This window comes from Bradyrhizobium semiaridum (assembly GCF_020329505.1).
GTDB lineage: Bacteria > Pseudomonadota > Alphaproteobacteria > Rhizobiales > Xanthobacteraceae > Bradyrhizobium > Bradyrhizobium semiaridum.
In genome coordinates this window covers 1-17,398 of the sequence record NZ_JAGKJJ010000004.1, presented here as the reverse complement: position 1 = coordinate 17,398, position 17,398 = coordinate 1, and the positions used below count along the sequence as shown (strand labels likewise).

At 65.5% G+C, this 17,398-nt stretch carries 25 protein-coding genes; 10 read left to right on the top strand and 15 right to left on the bottom strand.

What is annotated here, in order from left to right; translation table 11 throughout:
• Positions 1-101: 101 nt before the first annotated feature.
• Positions 102-1,136 (bottom strand): glutamine synthetase beta-grasp domain-containing protein, encoded by a 1,035-nt coding sequence (locus J6500_RS06280; protein ID WP_225711820.1) that lies wholly within the window; start codon positions 1,134-1,136, stop codon positions 102-104.
• A 545-nt stretch (positions 1,137-1,681) separates the two neighbouring features.
• Here J6500_RS06280 and J6500_RS06275 point away from each other — a divergent pair.
• On the top strand, positions 1,682-1,882 hold the full coding sequence (locus J6500_RS06275) for a DUF2735 domain-containing protein (protein ID WP_225711819.1): 201 nt from the start codon (positions 1,682-1,684) through the stop codon (positions 1,880-1,882).
• Positions 1,883-1,985: 103 nt separating this feature from the next.
• Here J6500_RS06275 and J6500_RS06270 read toward each other — a convergent pair whose 3' ends face one another.
• Entirely contained in the window at positions 1,986-2,279 is a 294-nt protein-coding gene (locus J6500_RS06270; protein WP_225711818.1) for an MliC family protein, read from the bottom strand.
• A 110-nt stretch (positions 2,280-2,389) separates the two neighbouring features.
• On the opposite strand from J6500_RS06270, the gene J6500_RS06265 reads away from it, so the two are divergent.
• Positions 2,390-3,133, top strand: coding sequence for a tyrosine-protein phosphatase (locus J6500_RS06265; protein WP_225711817.1), 744 nt, complete (start codon positions 2,390-2,392; stop codon positions 3,131-3,133).
• Here the strand turns inward: J6500_RS06265 and J6500_RS06260 are convergent, their stop codons facing one another.
• A complete protein-coding gene (locus J6500_RS06260) occupies positions 3,134-3,337 on the bottom strand; it encodes a hypothetical protein (RefSeq protein WP_139484072.1) in 204 nt (67 codons plus the stop codon).
• A 105-nt stretch (positions 3,338-3,442) separates the two neighbouring features.
• A complete protein-coding gene (locus J6500_RS06255; RefSeq protein ID WP_225711816.1) occupies positions 3,443-4,141 on the bottom strand; it encodes an SGNH/GDSL hydrolase family protein in 699 nt (232 codons plus the stop codon).
• Positions 4,142-4,262: 121 nt separating this feature from the next.
• On the opposite strand from J6500_RS06255, the gene fabG reads away from it, so the two are divergent.
• A complete protein-coding gene (gene fabG / locus J6500_RS06250) occupies positions 4,263-4,943 on the top strand; it encodes a 3-oxoacyl-ACP reductase FabG (RefSeq protein ID WP_225711815.1) in 681 nt (226 codons plus the stop codon).
• A 36-nt stretch (positions 4,944-4,979) separates the two neighbouring features.
• On the opposite strand, the gene J6500_RS06245 is transcribed toward fabG, so the two are convergent.
• Positions 4,980-5,675 (bottom strand): GrlR family regulatory protein, encoded by a 696-nt coding sequence (locus tag J6500_RS06245; protein WP_225711814.1) that lies wholly within the window; start codon positions 5,673-5,675, stop codon positions 4,980-4,982.
• A gap of 6 nt (positions 5,676-5,681) precedes the next feature.
• The gene (locus tag J6500_RS06240) at positions 5,682-5,867 is read right to left on the bottom strand and encodes a hypothetical protein (RefSeq protein WP_225711813.1); all 186 of its coding nucleotides are present in this window, start codon (positions 5,865-5,867) and stop codon (positions 5,682-5,684) included.
• A 102-nt stretch (positions 5,868-5,969) separates the two neighbouring features.
• On the opposite strand from J6500_RS06240, the gene J6500_RS06235 reads away from it, so the two are divergent.
• From J6500_RS06235 to J6500_RS06225, 3 genes are all read left to right on the top strand, one after another.
• Complete coding sequence (locus J6500_RS06235; RefSeq protein ID WP_225711812.1) at positions 5,970-6,653, top strand: DUF2161 domain-containing phosphodiesterase; 684 nt, start codon at positions 5,970-5,972, stop codon at positions 6,651-6,653.
• A gap of 9 nt (positions 6,654-6,662) precedes the next feature.
• Positions 6,663-6,962: a putative quinol monooxygenase gene (locus J6500_RS06230; protein WP_225711811.1), complete on the top strand. Its 300-nt coding sequence runs from the start codon at positions 6,663-6,665 to the stop codon at positions 6,960-6,962.
• 89 nt (positions 6,963-7,051) lie between these two features.
• Positions 7,052-7,360, top strand: a complete 309-nt coding sequence (locus J6500_RS06225; protein ID WP_211985123.1) for a hypothetical protein — start codon at positions 7,052-7,054, stop codon at positions 7,358-7,360.
• An 85-nt stretch (positions 7,361-7,445) separates the two neighbouring features.
• Here the strand turns inward: J6500_RS06225 and J6500_RS06220 are convergent, their stop codons facing one another.
• Positions 7,446-8,069 (bottom strand): GNAT family N-acetyltransferase, encoded by a 624-nt coding sequence (locus J6500_RS06220; protein ID WP_225711810.1) that lies wholly within the window; start codon positions 8,067-8,069, stop codon positions 7,446-7,448.
• 144 nt (positions 8,070-8,213) lie between these two features.
• A complete protein-coding gene (locus J6500_RS06215; protein ID WP_225711809.1) occupies positions 8,214-8,612 on the bottom strand; it encodes a PaaI family thioesterase in 399 nt (132 codons plus the stop codon).
• A gap of 128 nt (positions 8,613-8,740) precedes the next feature.
• Here J6500_RS06215 and J6500_RS06210 point away from each other — a divergent pair, with 128 nt between their 5' ends.
• Positions 8,741-9,529, top strand: coding sequence for a cobalamin-binding protein (locus J6500_RS06210; protein ID WP_225711808.1), 789 nt, complete (start codon positions 8,741-8,743; stop codon positions 9,527-9,529).
• A 42-nt stretch (positions 9,530-9,571) separates the two neighbouring features.
• On the opposite strand, the gene kynU is transcribed toward J6500_RS06210, so the two are convergent.
• The 5 genes from kynU to J6500_RS06185 form a co-directional block, all read right to left on the bottom strand.
• A complete protein-coding gene (kynU, locus tag J6500_RS06205; RefSeq protein ID WP_225711807.1) occupies positions 9,572-10,786 on the bottom strand; it encodes a kynureninase in 1,215 nt (404 codons plus the stop codon).
• A gap of 10 nt (positions 10,787-10,796) precedes the next feature.
• A complete protein-coding gene (gene kynA / locus J6500_RS06200) occupies positions 10,797-11,636 on the bottom strand; it encodes a tryptophan 2,3-dioxygenase (RefSeq protein WP_225711806.1) in 840 nt (279 codons plus the stop codon).
• Positions 11,637-11,662: 26 nt separating this feature from the next.
• Entirely contained in the window at positions 11,663-12,472 is an 810-nt protein-coding gene (locus tag J6500_RS06195) for a hormone-sensitive lipase (RefSeq protein ID WP_225711805.1), read from the bottom strand.
• Positions 12,473-12,631: 159 nt separating this feature from the next.
• A complete protein-coding gene (locus J6500_RS06190; protein ID WP_225711804.1) occupies positions 12,632-13,909 on the bottom strand; it encodes an ArgE/DapE family deacylase in 1,278 nt (425 codons plus the stop codon).
• 53 nt (positions 13,910-13,962) lie between these two features.
• Positions 13,963-14,688, bottom strand: coding sequence for a pyridoxamine 5'-phosphate oxidase family protein (locus J6500_RS06185; RefSeq protein ID WP_225711803.1), 726 nt, complete (start codon positions 14,686-14,688; stop codon positions 13,963-13,965).
• Positions 14,689-14,761: 73 nt separating this feature from the next.
• Here J6500_RS06185 and pdxR point away from each other — a divergent pair, with 73 nt between their 5' ends.
• The 3 genes from pdxR to J6500_RS06170 are packed head-to-tail and all read left to right on the top strand — an operon-like array spanning position 14,762 to position 16,714.
• The gene (gene pdxR / locus J6500_RS06180) at positions 14,762-16,261 is read left to right on the top strand and encodes a MocR-like pyridoxine biosynthesis transcription factor PdxR (RefSeq protein ID WP_225711802.1); all 1,500 of its coding nucleotides are present in this window, start codon (positions 14,762-14,764) and stop codon (positions 16,259-16,261) included.
• 44 nt (positions 16,262-16,305) lie between these two features.
• Positions 16,306-16,458: a hypothetical protein gene (locus tag J6500_RS06175; protein WP_225711801.1), complete on the top strand. Its 153-nt coding sequence runs from the start codon at positions 16,306-16,308 to the stop codon at positions 16,456-16,458.
• A gap of 10 nt (positions 16,459-16,468) precedes the next feature.
• Complete coding sequence (locus tag J6500_RS06170; protein WP_225711800.1) at positions 16,469-16,714, top strand: DUF6719 family protein; 246 nt, start codon at positions 16,469-16,471, stop codon at positions 16,712-16,714.
• Positions 16,715-16,767: 53 nt separating this feature from the next.
• Here J6500_RS06170 and J6500_RS06165 read toward each other — a convergent pair whose 3' ends face one another.
• Both J6500_RS06165 and J6500_RS06160 read right to left on the bottom strand, forming a co-directional pair.
• Complete coding sequence (locus tag J6500_RS06165; protein ID WP_225711799.1) at positions 16,768-17,076, bottom strand: hypothetical protein; 309 nt, start codon at positions 17,074-17,076, stop codon at positions 16,768-16,770.
• Between the two features lie 127 nt (positions 17,077-17,203).
• The coding region (locus tag J6500_RS06160; protein WP_225711798.1) for a hypothetical protein at positions 17,204-17,398 on the bottom strand (195 nt) is incomplete at its 5' end.

The following is a 17,398-nucleotide window of genomic DNA, read 5'->3' as shown; positions in this document are numbered from 1 at the left end:
GTCTAGCGCGGTTCATAGCGCAACGAAACCGCTCTCCAAAACGCAAAAGTCCGCCAGGGCTGTCGCCCTGGCGGGCCTGATTTGCAGGGTTCGAAAGACGGTTAGGCCGCAGCCTTCGCGCCGGTCGGGACCTCGGCGATCGTCTTCAGGATCTGCGAAGCGATCTGGTAGGGGTCGCCTTGCGAGTTCGGACGGCGGTCCTCCAGATAGCCCTTGTAGCCGTTGTTGATGAAGGAGTGCGGGACGCGGATCGAAGCGCCGCGGTCCGCCACGCCATAGCTGAACTTGTTCCAGGGCGCGGTCTCGTGCTTGCCGGTCAGGCGCTTGTCGTTGTCGGGGCCATAGACCGCGATGTGGTCCATCAGGTTCTTGTCGAACGCCTTCATCAGGCTCTCGAAGTACTCCTTGCCGCCGACTTCGCGCATGTACTTGGTCGAGAAGTTGGCGTGCATGCCCGAGCCGTTCCAGTCGGTGTCGCCGAGCGGCTTGCAGTGGAATTCGATGTCGATGCCATAGCTCTCGGTGAGGCGCAGCAGCAGGTAGCGGGCCATCCACATCTGGTCAGCGGCGGTCTTGGAGCCCTTGCCGAAGATCTGGAATTCCCACTGGCCCTTCGCCACTTCGGCGTTGATGCCTTCGTGGTTGATGCCGGCGGCGAGGCAGAGATTGAGATGCTCTTCCACGATCTTGCGGGCAACGCTGCCGACGTTCTTGTAGCCGACGCCGGTGTAGTACGGGCCCTGCGGCGCCGGGTAACCGGATTCGGGGAAGCCGAGCGGGCGGCCGTCCTTGTAGAAGAAGTATTCCTGCTCGAAGCCGAACCAGGCGCCTTCGTCGTCCAGAATGGTGGCGCGCTTGTTCGAGGCGTGCGGGGTCTTGCCGTCCGGCATCATCACTTCGCACATCACCAGCACGCCGTTCTCGCGCGCGGCGTCGGGATAGCAGGCGACCGGCTTCAGCACGCAGTCAGAGCTGTGGCCTTCAGCCTGATTGGTGGACGAGCCGTCGAAGCCCCACAGCGGAAGCTGTTCGAGGGTCGGAAACGACGCGAATTCCTTGATCTGCGTCTTGCCGCGCAGGCTCGGCGTCGGCGTATATCCGTCGAGCCAGATATACTCGAGCTTGTACTTGGTCATTGAACCTCTCTGTTGATGATGCAAAACCGCGAGGAACCGAAAGCCAGTCGGTCGCCCCACGCGTACCCGGCCACCATCGGCCGTTTCCTTCTAAGCAATTAAAATGCCAGTCGCTGCACTGCGGCACCGAGCCTTTCCGCCGATGTCCACAGCGGACATTGCATTTTTGGCTGCGGCATAGGAGCGCGGCTGGCATGCGCCGCAGGCGGCCGGAATCCGCCTTCGGCAGCCGCCGACCGCCCGATTCTCCGGCAAATCCCGCTTGCGCCACCCTCTCCGATTAAAGCTGCGGCACCGTCGTGTGACAGTTTTGGTCCCGAAGGTCGCTCGCCGGCAACCATCGTGCCCGCTCAAGCGTTGGTCAGGTGCTTCCTGCCTCGCTGGATGCAAACCGTTATTTGCACAAGGATTGGACAGAAACTGCCTCCTTCTTGGTCAGCTTGCGCGCCCGCGGGCGTCGGCCGATATCAAAATCTGGGTAACCACACGCAAAAGAGTCGGGCGCACCATGGAGGCTCGCGTTTCCGGCCAAGGAGACTTTTGAAATGATCACCACGGGCCAAAATCAGGGATCTGCCAAGATCTATCAATTCCCGGCCGGGGGCCGCGCCGCTCTCGGCGGGCGCCGTTACGGCGAGGCACGGACGGCGCTCGAGCTTGCCACCCAGGTCGAGACCAGCCTGTGCAGCGAGAGCTGGTATCATCAGGCAGCCATCGACGACGCCAAGCCGGGCCGCGACCACTGATGCCGATGCAACAGCGGAGCGGAATGCGACATCGTCAGACGGCGTCACAACAATAAGGAAGGTCGAAACGCAGCGTTTCGGCCCTTTTTTCATGGCATTGCGTTTATGCCGGCTCGCAAGCCGTCCACGGCTGCTTGCCATGCTTCAGCCGGGTCGCCCCGGCCCGGGTGATCTGGAGCGTAACCCCGCCCCCGCCATAGCGGGCGCCGGTCAGCGCGAACCGCTTCTTCAGCAGCACCGCCTTGCCGTCGAGTTGCAGATTGGCGCGTGAACTCCCAATGAACAATGCGACGAACTGCGTGCCGTCGGCGCAGCGATAATTCCGGAAGGCGGATTGCGCCGATGCCGCGGAGGAACCGAGGACAGCGAACAGAATTGTGCCGGCGGCAATGGCCATCCCGCGATAAGTCATATTCTCCCCCTCACGCGCCCGTTATAGACCTTGCTGCATCAAGTTATGCGCCAGTCCTTGCGCCAAGACCTCGTCCGCTGCAACAGGCCCGCCCCATGTCCGAAGCCCCTGCCCGTCATCTCAACCTCGCCGGCGCCAGCAATTTTCGCGATCTCGGCGGCTACCGGACGCAAGACGGACGCACGGTGCGCTGGCGCCAGATCTTCCGCTCCAACCACCTTGCGCATCTCACCGAGCAGGACGTCGCCGTCGTCCGTGCGCTCGGGATTAAGAGCGCGTTCGACTTCCGCGGCGTCGCCGAGCGCGCCGAGGCGCTGTGCGGCATGAGCGACGTCACCGTGCATTCGCTGCCTGTCGAGCCGACGGTGGTTGCCGCGCTGCGCGCGATCGCTGCGACGCGGGATCTGTCGAAGGACGATGCGGTCGAGGTGATGCGCGACTCCTATCGCGGCTATGTGCGCGACAACACGGAGCGCTACCGCACGCTGTTCGCCCATCTGCTGGAGGATCGCGCGCCGCTGGTGATCCACTGCACCGCCGGCAAGGACCGCACCGGCTTTGCCTGCGCGCTGATCCTGCATGCGCTCGGCGTGCCCACCGAGGTGATCGCCGAGGACTACATGCTCACCAACCAGTTCTACAAGCGCGATCCGGCCCACAGCACCGACCTTCCCGATGAGGTGAAACAGGTGCTCGGCACGGTTCAGGCGGCGTTCCTGAATGCCGCATTCGAGGCGATCGACGCCGAATACGGCAGCCTCGACCGTTATTTCCGCGACGGCCTCGGTCTCGGACCGGCCGAGCGCAAGGCCTTTGAAGGCCGCTACCTGCAGGCCTGATTAAGCCGCAGCCTCGAGCTCGAGTTCGGCATCGAGATCGGCGATCACGTCTTCGAATGCCGAGATCGCCTGCTGGATCGCTGCGATCTGCATCAATTCCCAGCTGCTCACCGGTCCTTTGCGATTCTGCAGCGCCACCACGAGATCGCGCCGCTGCTCCTTAAGCTGAACGAGCGGTAAACCGTGGTCCGGAAGATTTCCCATGCACAAACCCCTGCCTTGATCGGAGTCCGCTTCTACGGGACAGGATTCTGCAATCGACTTACGGAACTGCCGCAAATTTTATCCATCCCGGCCACCCCCGTAGTCTTACGTAGATTGCGCGACGCCTTCCGCCTCCAGAGCTGCATCGGTCGCATCGAACAGGGCCCAGCTGATGCAACCGGTTGCCCATTCGCTGGTATGGAGCTGCCCGCCATCGTCGAGCTCGGCGCGCGGAATGCCGTCGTCGACCCAGCGCTTCATCAGCGCAAAGCGGCGAAACAGGTTGACCCGTCTGACGGCAGTGACCTCGGCGATCATCGACATGATCGTGTTGGCGAAGGCAAGCTTGTCGGGCGTGCCGACGATGGCTTCGGTGTACTGGGAATCCATCACCACGACGTCGAGCGGAAGCGCGGCAAGCATGTCGAGCCCCGCTTCCAGCGTGGCGCGCACCTCGGCCGGATTGTAGCTCTTGTAGACGGCATTGGTGCCGACCTGCCAGACCACCAGCACCGGCTGTTCGGCGACCACGTCGGACTCGATGCGCGCGAATTCCTCCGGCGCCTCCTGCCCGCCGATGCCGCGGTTGATCACGTCGATCATCCGCGCAAAGAAGCGTTGCCGCAGCAGCATCTCGAGGCGCGGCGGATACGGCAGGATGTTGTCGGCGCCCGCGGTCGACGACGATCCGAGCGCCACCAGCCTGATCTTGCGCTGATGCTTGAGTGCCCGCGCGAAATGCGGCAGTCCATAGTCGAACCTGACGATATCGGGATGGGTTTCACATGGCCGGGGCGCGGACATCACGGACATCCTTTGCGCGAATTGATCTGATGCCAGCACTAGGACGCGAAATTCGCGGCGTTGCAAATGAATTCCGCCTGATCATAGTGAGTGCCTGCCTGTTGCGCGGACGGAGACTGCCATGAACGGAAAAGCCATCGTCATCACCGGCGCCCTCGGCGCGCTCGGCAAGGTCGTTGCCGAAGAGGCGCTGGCACGCGGCGCGCGGATGGCAGGCATCGATCATGCCACATCGTCTGGGGCGGCGACGGCCGAGCGCATCGAGTTGGGTGGCGTCGATCTTACCGACGCCGAGCAGGCCAAGGCGGCGATCGACAAGGCGGCGGCGCATTTCGGCCGGCTCGACGGGCTGATCAACATCGCCGGCGGCTTCACCTTCGAGGCCGTCAGCGACGGCGATCCGAAGACCTGGCAGCGCATGTATGCGATGAACGTGATGACCGCGCTGAACACGTCGCAGGCCGCCATCCCCCACCTCACGAAGAGCGGCGCCGGACGCATCATCAACATCGGCGCGCTGGGCGCGCTGCAGGCGGCGTCCGGCATGGGCCCCTACGCGGCCTCGAAGGCCGGCGTGCACCGCCTCACCGAGTCGCTCGCGGCCGAGCTCAAGGGCAAGGTCACGGTCAATGCCGTGCTGCCCTCGATCATCGACACCGCGGCCAACCGCGCCGCGATGCCGAAGGCCGACGTCTCCAAATGGGTGACGCCGAAGGAACTCGCCGACGTGATCCTGTTCCTCGCCAGCGACGCCGCCAGCGCCGTCACCGGCGCATTGCTGCCGGTGAACGGGCGGGTTTAAGGCGCAGCCAGGTGAGTAACGACACGCGCTAACTAACTAGATCGCGACCAGTTTCCTGAGCACCGCCTTGAACCGGATGCTGCGCTTGCCGGCGAGCGCAGTGGCTTCACCGACTGCGCCGTCGCCGTCGTAGCTGCCGGAGAAGCCGATGCCGACTTCCTTGCCGCCGAACACCGGGCGTTCGCCCTGGCTCGGCGTGTGCTCGTGGTTGATCAGTTCGCCTTTCCAGCGGCCGCCGGCGCTCTCATAGGCGCCGAGATAGGTGAAGAACGCGTCGCCGCCGCGGATGCTGCCGTCGTGCAGCAGCATCAGGCCGGTGTTCGCGGCATTGATGCCGTCGAGCATGCGGATGGTCAGGGAATAGAGGCCGTTGACGATGCCGTTAGGGCCGTTCCGGCGCGCCGGCGGCGCCGCCTCCTCGCTCAGCGCGGTCATCACGGCAGTGACATCGCCGCCGAGCAGCGGCGTGTGCCCGTCGAAGCGATGGTCCGCGCTGTCGCACCGCCCCTTCAGCGCGAACGGCTTCACGCCGTCGAGCGGTGCGTAGTCGCCGCCGACATTGCGCAGCACGCTGTTGATCTCGAGAACAGGCTCCGCGTCCGATCCTGCAACGCGCCCGGCAAAGGCATAGCCGCCATTGCCGCCAAAGATCCTGCCGTCGCGCACAACGGTCACGCCGCGGCCAAAACCGCGCGTGCTCGTCACCTCGACCTTGTAGAGCCCGTTCCGCATTGGCGCCTAATCGGGGATCAAGAGCCGCAGCTTCGACCTGAAGCGGATGCTCTGCTTGCCGGCGAGCGCGATGCCTTCGGTTTCGGCGGTATCTTCGGTATAGGTGCCGGTGAACCCGATGGTGACGACTTTGCGTTCCCACACCGGGCGCTCGCCATAGGTCGGCGAGTGCTCCTGGTTGGTGACCGACAATAGCCGGTGGACCGCGGCCCGGGCAAATTCCGCCTAGGCGGGGTCATCCGGGCTATGCTGCTGCAATGAGTCGCGGCCTCGGCCGCCGCCGGAGCCTGCCTCTTGGAAACCACGCTCTATCTGCCCGTCAAACGCTTCCTCGAAAAGCTCGGCTTCACGGTCAAGGGCGAGGTCGGCGGCTGCGATCTGGTGGCGCTGAGTGACGGCGACCCGCCTGTTGTCGTGATCGGAGAACTCAAGCTCGCCTTCAATCTCGAACTGATCCTGCAGGCGCTCGACCGTGCCGGCGCCGCCGACGAGGTCTGGATCGCGGCCAAGATCTCCGCCCGCGGCAAGGGCCGTGAGAGCGATGCGCGTTATCGCAACCTGTGCCGCCGGCTCGGTTTCGGCATGCTCGGCGTCAGTGATCGCGGCGATGTCGAGGTGCTGGTGGCGCCGCCGACCACAGCGGTCAGGCGCAATCCGAAGAAGCGCTCGCGCCTGATCGCCGAGCATCGCAAGCGCAAGGGAGATCCGGTGCTCGGCGGCTCGACCCGCGCGCCGATCATGACCGCCTACCGGCAGCAGGCGCTGGCCTGCGCCTCGGCGCTGTCGGACGGTCCGCGCCGGGTGCGCGACCTGCGCGAAGGCATTCCCGACGCCGGCAAGATCCTGCTGCATAATGTCTATGGCTGGTTCGACCGTGCCGAGCGCGGTGTCTATGTGCTGACTGATGCGGGCCGCGCCGCGCTGAAGCGCTGGCCGCAGCAACCGACCGACGTTTTGGCAGTGGAAGCCTCAGCTTAGGGGGACACCATGATCGTGGTCACTGGAAGCGTTACCGCCCGCCCCGACAGCGTTGATGAGGTGCGGCGCCTCAGCCTCGAGCATGTCCATCGCTCCCGCGGCGAGCCCGGCTGCATCTCGCATGCCGTCCATGTCGACTGCGAGAACCCGCTCAGGCTGGTGCTCTTCGAGCAATGGGCCGACCGCGCCGCACTGGCGGCGCATTTCGCCGTCCCCGCGTCACGCGACTTCGTCCGCGCGCTGCAATCCCTGACCGACGGCACGACGGCCATCGAACTTTACGACGCTCACAAGATTGAGAGGCTCTAGCTGCATGGCTGGATTGCCACGCCACATTCATATTGCAATGCAACATTGGGGCGCTTAGGTATCTCCCGCGATTCAAGAACGAGGCGGCGATGAGCGGCGATTGGAACACCAAGTATGGCACACGGCGCGTGCGGCATGATCCGCCGACGCTGGAGGAAGCAATCTTCGCCGCCGTCGGCATCACCGATGACGTCGAGGCCCAGGCGGAGATCGCCTCGGCGCTGATGGGCCTGCCCTACGAGGACGTGCTTGCCGAGGTGAAGAAGACCGCGCGCGTCAGCGCCCGCACCGGCACCGCGACCCGCGTGATCGCCGGCGAACAGGGCGCGCAGCGCTCCGTCGTGGTCGAGCGCCGCGTGGTGCGCAAGGTCGTGCTCGGCAAGCGCACCGGTACGTGAAATTCGCCAGCCATTAGTTCAAAACAAAAGGGCAATCCGCTGAGCGGATTGCCCTTTTTGCTGTGGCTCTCATTCAATCCGAATGTCAGGCCGCGCGGCCCCAGCCCGACATCTGCATCACCATGCGCCAATAGGCGCGGTTCATGTCGACGATCGCGCGTGCGGCCTCGACCGGCGTGATTGCGGCTGCGGCTGGCGCCGGCTCCTTCCGGGTCTGCTCGGTCAGGTCGATGCTGCCGGTGGACTCGCCGTGGCGGAAAGTCAGCTGCGCACCGAACTTGGTGGCGAGCGCCCGCATCGCATCGTTCTGCGCGCCGGTGGTGATGCGCAGGCTGGTGTAGCCCTTGGCATGCGCCTCGGCGATCAGCTTGCGGAACAGGATGCTGCCGACGCCTTTGCGCCGTACCGACCGCTCCACGCTGAACGCGATCTCGGGCTGGGCGTCCGGCGACTGCTCCGGCGGATGCAGCTCGGCTGCCCCGCGCACCACGCCATCCTCGAAATAGGCGATGATGACGGTGCCGTCATTGGCGCAACGCTCGGCGTAGCGGCGGATAAAATTGTCGTCGATGAAGCCATGAAAGCGATCGTGGCGGCTGGTTCGGTCCAGTCGCAACAGGTGATCGCGCAGCAGAGGAAGCTCCTCCTGCTGGCTCAGCGTCCGCACGGTGCCCTTGGCGGTCGTCGAACGAATAGAATCATTGTTCATTTCATAACTCCTCGTGGTAGCCCTCGAGGAGGCGTCGAGTCCCTAGCAAGCCCTATATTGTGCGTCGCACCATAAAATTCAAGTGTCGAGATTCATTTGAATGCCTCATGAGGTGATCGCTAAATCACATCATGGTTACCCTCACTATAGTACCATCTGCGTCTGGGTCACGATCGCGACCAGCTTGCCGTCCTCGGTCTCCAGCCGGGTCTGCCAGACCTGGGTGCGCCGCCCCCGATGCACCGGGGTCGCGGTGGCGATGACGGTGGTGCCCTCCTTGGCGCCGCCGATGAAGTTGGTCTTGCTCTCCAGCGTCGTGGTCCCCTTGGCGTCCTCGGGCAGGTTGATCACGGTGGCGGCGGCTCCGACCGAATCGGCGAATGCCATGACGGCGCCGCCATGGATGGTGTGATGCAGGGTACAGAGGTCCGGCCGCACCACCATTTTTGCGACGACGCGATCCTTGTCGGCCTCGGTGAAGGTGATCCCCTTCAGTTCCGCAAACGGCATCTTCATCGACTGGATTTTTTCGAGCGGCGTCATCCGTGTTTCTCCCGGGCATCGCGTTCTTATGACTGCCGCCAAGCATGGACGCGCGGGGTAAATCAGGCAATGACGTCAGAGGTAATGGCCGTCGTGACAACGCACCGCCGAGGCTGCATAGCTTCACCATGCGCGACTTCCCTCCCCGCCGGATCGTCTGCCTGACCGAGGAGACGGTCGAGACGCTCTACCTGCTGGGCGAGCAGGACCGCATCGTCGGCGTCTCCGGTTATGCGGTGCGGCCTCCGCAGGTCCGCCGCGAGAAGCCGCGGGTCTCGGCCTTCATCTCCGCCGATATCCCGAAAATCCTCGCGCTCGAGCCTGACCTGGTGCTGGCCTTCTCCGACCTGCAAGCAGACATCGTCGCCGATCTCGTCCGCGCCGGCGTCGCCGTCCACGTCTTCAACCAGCGCGACGTCGCCGGCATTCTTGCGATGATCCGGACCCTCGGCGCGATGGTCGGCGCGGCGGATCGCGCGGAGCGGCTCGCACAAGGCTTCGCGCAGCGGCTCGCGGGGATCGCAGCCGCGCCGCGCCCGGCGCCGCGGCCAAAAGTCTATTTCGAGGAATGGGACGATCCCTTGATCAGCGGCATCGGCTGGGTTTCCGAATTGATCGAGATCGCCGGCGGCGAGGACGCGCTGCCGCACCTGCGTACGCAGCAGGCGGCCAGGGATCGCATCGTCGCGGCTGACCTCGTGCGCGCGGCCGCCCCTGATGTCATCCTGGCATCCTGGTGCGGCAAGAAGGTCGTGCCCGACCGCATCAGGCAGCGCGATGGCTGGAGCGAGATTCCGGCCGTGCGCAACGATCGCATCGTCGAGATCAAGTCGCCGATCATTTTGCAGCCCGGCCCCGCCGCGCTGACCGACGGGCTCGACGCGATCGTGAACGCGTTGTGGCCGCAGCGCCCGTGACGGTTCAAGGCGAGCGCAGCAAGGCCATTGAACGTCGGCTGCTCACGTCACCGCGTTCACGACCTGATATTCCGGCCGCCGCCACACCTCGCCATTGATCACCTGCTCGATAATCTCGACGGCCTTCATGACCTCGGTTTCGCCGACATAGAGCGGCGTGATGCCGAAGCGCATGATATCAGGCGCCCGGAAATCGCCGATCACACCGCGGGCGATCAGCGCCTGCATGGCGGCGTAGCCTCCTGCGAAAGCGAACGAGACCTGCGAGCCGCGCTGCGCGTGCGCGCGCGGCGTCACCAGCTTGAGCACCGGGCAGCGTCGAGCGATCTCGGCTATCAGCAAGTCGCCGAGCGCGAGCGAACGCGCGCGGACTTCGGCGAGATCGACGCGATCCCAGATGTCGAGCGATGCCTCCAGCGCGGCCATCGCCAGCACCGGGGGCGTGCCGACCCGCATGCGCTCGACGCCGCCGGCGGGCTGATAACCGAGATCGAAGGCAAACGGCCTTGCGTGCCCCATCCAGCCCGAGAGCGCAGCGCGCGCCCGATCGGCATGACGTGGCGCGACGTAGAGAAACGCCGGCGCGCCGGGGCCGGCGTTGAGATATTTGTAGGTGCAGCCGGCGGCGAAATCGGCGCCGACGCCGGCGAGATCGACCGGCAGCGCGCCGGCCGAATGCGCGAGATCCCAGACCGTGACGATACCGAGCGCACGCGCGTTCGCCGTCAGCGCTCGCATATCGTGGCGGCGGCCGGTGCGGTAGTCGACCTCGGTCAGATAGAGCACCGCGATGTCGTCCGACAGCGACGCCTCGATCTCCTCCGGCGCCACCAGCCGCAATTGGTGGCCGCGCCCCAGCGTCGCGATCAGCCCTTCCGCCATATAGAGGTCGGTCGGAAAGTTGCCGGTGTCGGAGAGCACGACCTTGCGCTCCCGATTCATCTCGAGCGCGGCCGCAAGCGCCTGGTACACTTTCAGCGACAGCGTGTCGCCGATCATCACCGTACCAGGCTCGGCGCCGATCAGCCGGGCGATGCGATCGCCGACGCGGCGCGGCTGCACGTACCAGCCTGCGGTGTTCCAGGCACGAATGAGCTGATCGCCCCACTCGGCCGTGATGACATGCGCGACGCGTTCGGCAACGCCGAGCGGCAGCGCGCCGAGCGAATTGCCGTCGAGATAGATGACATCCGCGGGCAGATGGAACAGCGCCCTGGTGTCGTCATAGACCCGCAGTCGCGATTTCGGCTCGATCATGGCTCCACGCTCAAAGGATGGTGCGCACGCGCCACAGTTCGGGAAACAGCTCGACCTCGAGCATCCGCTTGAGATAGCTGACTCCGCCGGTGCCGCCGGTGCCACGCTTGAATCCGATGACGCGCTCCACCGTCGTCACGTGGTTGAAGCGCCAGCGGCGAAAGTAATCCTCGAAGTCGACCAGTTTCTCGGCGAGCTCATACAGCATCCAGTTGACTTCGGGAGCCTCGTAGACGCGGCGCCAGGCTTGCAGCACGCCCTCGTCGAGGCGATGGGTCTTGCGGACGTCGCGCATCAATACGGCCGCTGGCATCGTGAGGCCCTTGCGGTCGGCAAGCCGCAGCACCTCGTCATAGAGGCTCGACGTGTCAAGCTCGGTTTCGAGCAGCGCCGTCACCTCGGCGTCGTGCGCGTGCGGCTTCAGCATCGCTTCGTTGCGATTGCCGAGGAGGTATTCGATCAGCCGGTACTGAAACGACTGGAAGCCCGAGGACTGTCCGAGCCGTGAGCGGAAATGGGTGTACTCGCTGGGTGTCATGGTGCGCAGCACGTCCCAGGCGCTGTTCAACTGCTCGAAGATGCGGGAGACACGCGCCAGCATCTTCATCGCCGGCGACACGTCCTCGCGGGCGATGGCGCGACGGGCTGCGCTGAGCTCGTGGATGGCGAGCCGCATCCACAGTTCGGAGGTCTGATGCTGGATGATGAACAGCATCTCGTCATGGGCGTCCGAGATCGGGTGCTGCGCACCGAGCAGCGCATCGAGGTGCAAATAGTCGCCATAGGACATCTTCCGGGTGAAATCGGTCTCGACGCCCTCGGCCGTGGGATCGTAGTCGTTGCCGCTCATGACGTCCTCCCGGTCGATCCGCCTCCTCAGACGAGGCCGACAAGGCATCTGGTGATGTCGGAGGATGGATCCTTCAGCCCGTCGATGACAGTAAAATGGTTATGTCCGCCATCGACGACGAGGCGCGTCGGCACGTCGAAGCCGGTCCAGACGTTGGCCATCAGCTGGGCCTGGCGGATGAATTCGGGACGCTCGCCCCCGCCGACCCAGGCGGTGAGCGGCGAGGTTCCCTTCGGCAGCTGCAGGGCGGCGCTTTCGCGCGTGGCCTCGTCCATGGTCATGCCGAGTGTATCGTTCATCGCGGTCTTCAAGAGCGGCCGCAGATCGTGCAGGCCGCTGATCGACAGCGTCGCCACGATCCTGTCGTAGACCTCGGGTTCGAGCGGGCTGTCGCCACACAGCATGCGCGTGACGAGATGGCCGCCGGCGGAGTGGCCGGCGAGTCGGATCGGGCCGGAGACCTCGGCGGCAGCCGCAGCCGTCGCGGCCGCGATCTCGGCGGTGATGTCGGAGATGCGCGCGGCCGGCGCCAGCGTGTAGCTCGGCAGCGCCACCGTCCAGCCATGGCTTCGCGCACCTTCTGCGAGATCGGTCCACGCCGATTTGTCGAAGCGCATCCAGTAGCCGCCATGCACGAAGACGACGAGGCCCTTGCTGGCGCCGTCCGGCAGAATCAAATCGAGACGCTGCCGCGCCCCGGCTCCGTAAGCGATATCAGGCCTGAACCGTTTGAGCCCGGCGCGATAGGCCGCCGCGCGCTCCGCCCACAGCGCCGGCAGCTTGTCCGCCCCGGGCACATGGGCCGTATTTGCGTAGGCATCATCCCAATCGCGCATGATGGCTCCCCGACGATTCACCGGCCGTCGGACGGCACTTTGCCACCGACGGGGCGCTCCGCCCAGCCCTTATTTTAAGTTTAAAGTATTCGGCGGCCCGCGTGTCAGACAGGTGGTCCGTCCAACGGAGCGACCGGGCGCCGCGCGATGCCGGATCGGCTACGCCTTCTCCACCCCGCACCATTCCGCGATGAACAGCGCGGTGGCCTTGGTCGACTGCCGCAACGAGTCGAGCTCGACATATTCGTTGAAGCCGTGCATCGCCGCACCCGTGGCGCCGAAGCACAGGCTCGGGATGTCGTAGTTCAGCCCGTAGAACCGGGTGTCGGTCAGCGCAGTGAAGGCGCGATCTTCCACCGCGGTGCCATAGACCGTCTGATGCGCCTTGGCGAACGCGGCCTCCGGCGCCGCTGAGTTCACCAGCTCATAGCCTTCCGACAGGAAGCCCGACCATTCCACCTGCGGCGGATTGTTGGAGAGGAAACGGTGATCGCGCGCCGCCGCCGAGACGCAGGCCAGAATCTCCTTCTGGCATTCGGCGATCGACCAGCCCGGCAGCACCGCGATCCGGCAGTCGACATCGCACCAGGCCGGCACGCTGGAGGCCCAGTCGCCACCCTTGATGATGCCCGGATTGAAATTGATCGGATGGTTGACGTCCTTGAAATGGCGGTCCGCCTTGGCCCGCTCGTTCCAGGCGATCTCGAGCTTCTCCAGCGCGTGCACCAGATGGTACGCCGCCATGATCGCATTCGAGCCGGCGCCGGCCTCGAACACATGCACCGGGAAGCCGCGCACCTTCAGGCGGAACCAGATCACGCCGACCTGCGAGCGGATCATCTTGCCGCTGGTCGGCTCCGGGATGAAGCAGGCATCGGCGCGGTAGCCGCGCTGCAGGGTCGAGAGCGCGCCGACGCCGGTGCTCTCCTCCTCGATCACCGATTGGAAATGAATCCGCGCCGTCGGCTTCAGCCCGGCCGCCTTGATCGCATCCAGCGCATAGAGCGCGGCGATGGTGCCCGACTTCATGTCGCAGGCGCCGCGGCCATACATCTTGCCGTCCTTGATCACAGGCGAGAACGGCGGCGTCTCCCACATGTCGAGCGGGCCGGTCGGCACCACGTCGCAGTGGCCCTGCAGGATCAGCGATTTGCCGGCACTGGTGGCCGGGCGATAGGTGCCGACCACGGTGCGAGCCTTGGAGAAATCATGCTCGATCGGGCCGAAGCCGCGCAGGTCCTTCAGGTCGTCGAGATTGATATGCCAATCGTCGACCTCGTAGCCGCGTTGGCGCAAGAGGTCGCCGATCATGTCCTGGCACGGCCCCTCGGCGCCGCGGGTCGAGGGGATCGAGACGAATGCCTCCGTCGTTGCAAGCTGCGCATCGAACGCGTCGTCGATGGCATCAAGGATTCGTCGTTGCGTCTCGGCAGTCATGCGGCAGCTCCATCGGCAAATCAAACGGGCGGGAGCTGCAGCGTAACCCGATTTCAGCCCGCCGGGTAATGCGCAAAATAGGCATCCCGCAATGCATCGTCGAGCAGCCGGCCCTCCGAATAGCCGTCGAGTGTCGCCGGGCGGGTGACACCGTCGAGCAGCCGCGGGCACGGTTCCGGCGCGCCGAGCACGGTGCGCACCGGGATGCGCTCGGCATAGATCGGCAACTCGTAATCCTCGTCGTCATCGGCGACTCCCTTGGCGCGAATTTTCGCCGAGGCCTCCTCGATCTCCATCGCGATGAACGAGGTCGCCTTGATCTCCTGCTTGCTGCTCGCCCTTAAAGTCGCGGTGCGGTCCGGGAAGAAGCGGTCGACCATCGCGACGATCGCGCGCTCCTTCTCCTGCGGATCAGTGACGAGACGAGCGGTGCCGAACGCCATCACCGCGCGGTAGTCGGCCGAATGATTGAAGCCGCAGCGCGCCAGCACTAGGCTGTCGAGATGCGCCACCGTCAGGCAGACGCGCTGGCCCTCCGACTGGTGCTCCAGCATCCGGCTCGCGCTGGAGCCGTGCCAATAGAGCTTTGTCCCCTCGCGCCAGAAGAAGGTCGGCGTGCAATAGGGCTGGCCGTCGATCACGTAGGAGACGTGGCACAGCATCGAGGCGTCGAGGATCCCGTGCACCGTGGCATGGTCGTAGAAGCCGCGGTCGTGGCGGCGCTTCACCCGGTTGCGGGACGATGTCGGATAGGACGGGGTGGATGCGCCTTCGGTCACGGCAGTGCCTCGCGAAATCTGGAATCTGTCGACAGTTGTAGCCGGCCATTTGGTCTGCGATAGTGCCAATTCCATGCGAATTATTCCGACCAATCCGCCGAAGGCCTCCGCGCGCAGGACCGAGCTGCCGCTCGATCTCGCAAGTCCGCATGTGACGCAGGGCGCCGCCTCGCAGCACCGGCTCTATCAGGCGCTGTGCCACGCCATCATCGGCGGCATCGTCAAGCCGGGCGAGCCGTTGCCGCCCTCGCGCGCGCTCGCGAAGCAAACCGGCTTCCGCCGCAACGCGGTTACGACGGCCTATGAGCGGCTGATCGCCGACGGTTTTGCCGAGGCGACGGTCGGCTCCGGCACTTTCGTCGCCGCGCGGATTCCGGCGCAGGCCGCTAGCCTGCGGCGCGCGAAGATCATGGTCGAGCCGCCGCAGCACTCTCCGCTGTCGCTCGGCTGCACCAATATCGACCAGCGCGCGCTGCAGCGCTTTCGCGCGTTTGCCGGACGCAGGCTGCGCGCCTTCGGGCCCGAGCACCTCCACTACGGCGATCCCCGCGGCAACCGCGAACTGCGCGCCGCGATCGCGGACCATTTGCTCTCGGCACGCGGGCTGCGCTGCGACCCCGATCAGATCATGCTGGCGTCGGGCACGCTGCACGCGCTGCGCATCGTGCTCGGCGCGATCCTCAAACCCGGCGACCAGGTCTGGTGCGAAGATCCCGGCTATCCGGCGGCGCGGCGTGCCATCGAGCATTGCGGCTATCGCCCGGTGTCGGTGCCGGTCGACGGCGCGGGCATGCGCGTCGATAAGGGACGCGCCTCGGCACCGGCGGCGCGCGCGGCCTATGTCACGCCGTCGCACCAGTTTCCGCTCGGCGTGCAGATGTCGATGCCGCGCCGGCTCGAGCTGCTCGACTGGGCCCGTGATGCCGATGCCTTCGTATTCGAGGACGATTACGACAGCGAGTTCCGCTACGACGGCGCGCCGCTGCTGTCGCTCGCCGGCATCGACCAGCTGCGCCGCGTGATCTACATGGGCACCTTTGCCAAGACGCTGTTTCCCGGATTGCGCATCGGCTACTGCGCCCTGCCCGAGCAATTGATCGGCCCCGTCACCGCGGCGCGCGCCGCACTCGACCGCTTTCCCGCGACGCTGATGGAAGGGGCGGTTGCCGACATGCTGAACTCCGGCGCCTTCGCGGCCAATTTGCGCAAGGCGCGAAAACTCTACCGCGAGGCGCGCGACGTGCTGGCCTCGACGCTTGCGACCGCATCCGAAGGCGAACTCACGGTTCCCGTACCCTCGCAGGGCCTGCACCTCGTCGCGCGGCTCGATCCATCGATCGATCCGCTCGCGGCCGCGCAGGCGAAAGCCGCTGCCGGCGTCGGCGGCTGGCTGCTCGCCGAAACCTATCACCGCGCGCGGCCGCTGCCGGGTTTCGTGCTCGGCTTCTCCGGCCATCCGGTTCCGCAGCTCGTCGCATCGGCGGAACGATTGGCGAAGGCAACGCTCACCGCGCTGCGCGCGATGCGCAAGGCATCAAAACCGCGGCGCCCTATGAGAATCGCGGCCACCTGACTAAGGTCGGCCGCGTTCAGTCAGTGTAGCTACGGAGATACCGGATGCCCGCCAATCGCAACGTCCTGTATCTCGTGATCGGCGGATTGATCCTCATCGTCGGCCTGCTCGGCTACAAGCTCCATGAGGCCAACAGGCAGCCCGAGGGCTTGCAGATCAATGTCGGCCCCGACGGGCTGAAGATCCAGAACAAGTGAGGAGACCGGGATGCCGCGCATCGCCTTCGCCGCACTGGCGGGTACCGGCGTACTGATTGCCGTCACCGCATCCGCGACGGCGCAGCAGACCCTGATGCGCGAGGGCGACATCGTCGATCTGCGCGTCGGGCAGCGCGTGCTGGTCGACGACGGCTCGTGCCCGGCCGGGCAAATCAAGCAGGTCGTCGGCTCCAAGCTGAGCCAGAACGGCGTGGTGCGCACCCGCTCCTGCGTGCCGCGACTCGCCAGGAAATAGAAAGGCCCCCGCTTTCGCGAGGCGTCCATATCATCATTCTGAAGAGCTGCCGTTCAGTTCGCCGCCAGCGGCTCGAACATGCATTGCAGCGTCGGCTTGGCGATCTTGGTGAAGGTCGGGCCGATCTCGGACTGTTTCGCCTCCGGCACCCAGGCGGTCTCGATCGTCGGCACGCCGGTCTCGCTGATGCCGCGCAGCAGCGCCTGGCGCAGGTCGGGGTCGTCCACCGTCGCAGCCGCATGATCATGCAGGCAGCCGCAGACGGCCTCCGGATGCGACCAGCGGCCCAGCATATGCGGCGCGCACTGACGCACGAACTCGTCGCGCGGCTCCGGCATCTTGAACAGCGAGCGGATCTGCATCGATTCGAGGGGAAGTTTTGACTGAGCCTGCGCGGAGCCGGCCAAAGCGAACGATGCAAGCATCGCGAGGAGGACGATACGGAGCGACATGCGGAGCCTTACCGGCATTTCTCTTTGGGTGTCGGCATCAGTTGGCGGCAAGAACCATCGGGGCGACGGTCACAACGGGCGAGCCGTTATAGGAGAAGGTGCCGATCCCGGGCAAACCGGTGTCTGCGGTCCCGGCCAGCGACGTGCCGCCCATCACGAAGACGAAGGCGAGGATGAAGCTGATGGTCCGCATGTGGTCGTCTCCGCTGGTCCTGATCGGCGTCCGCCGCCG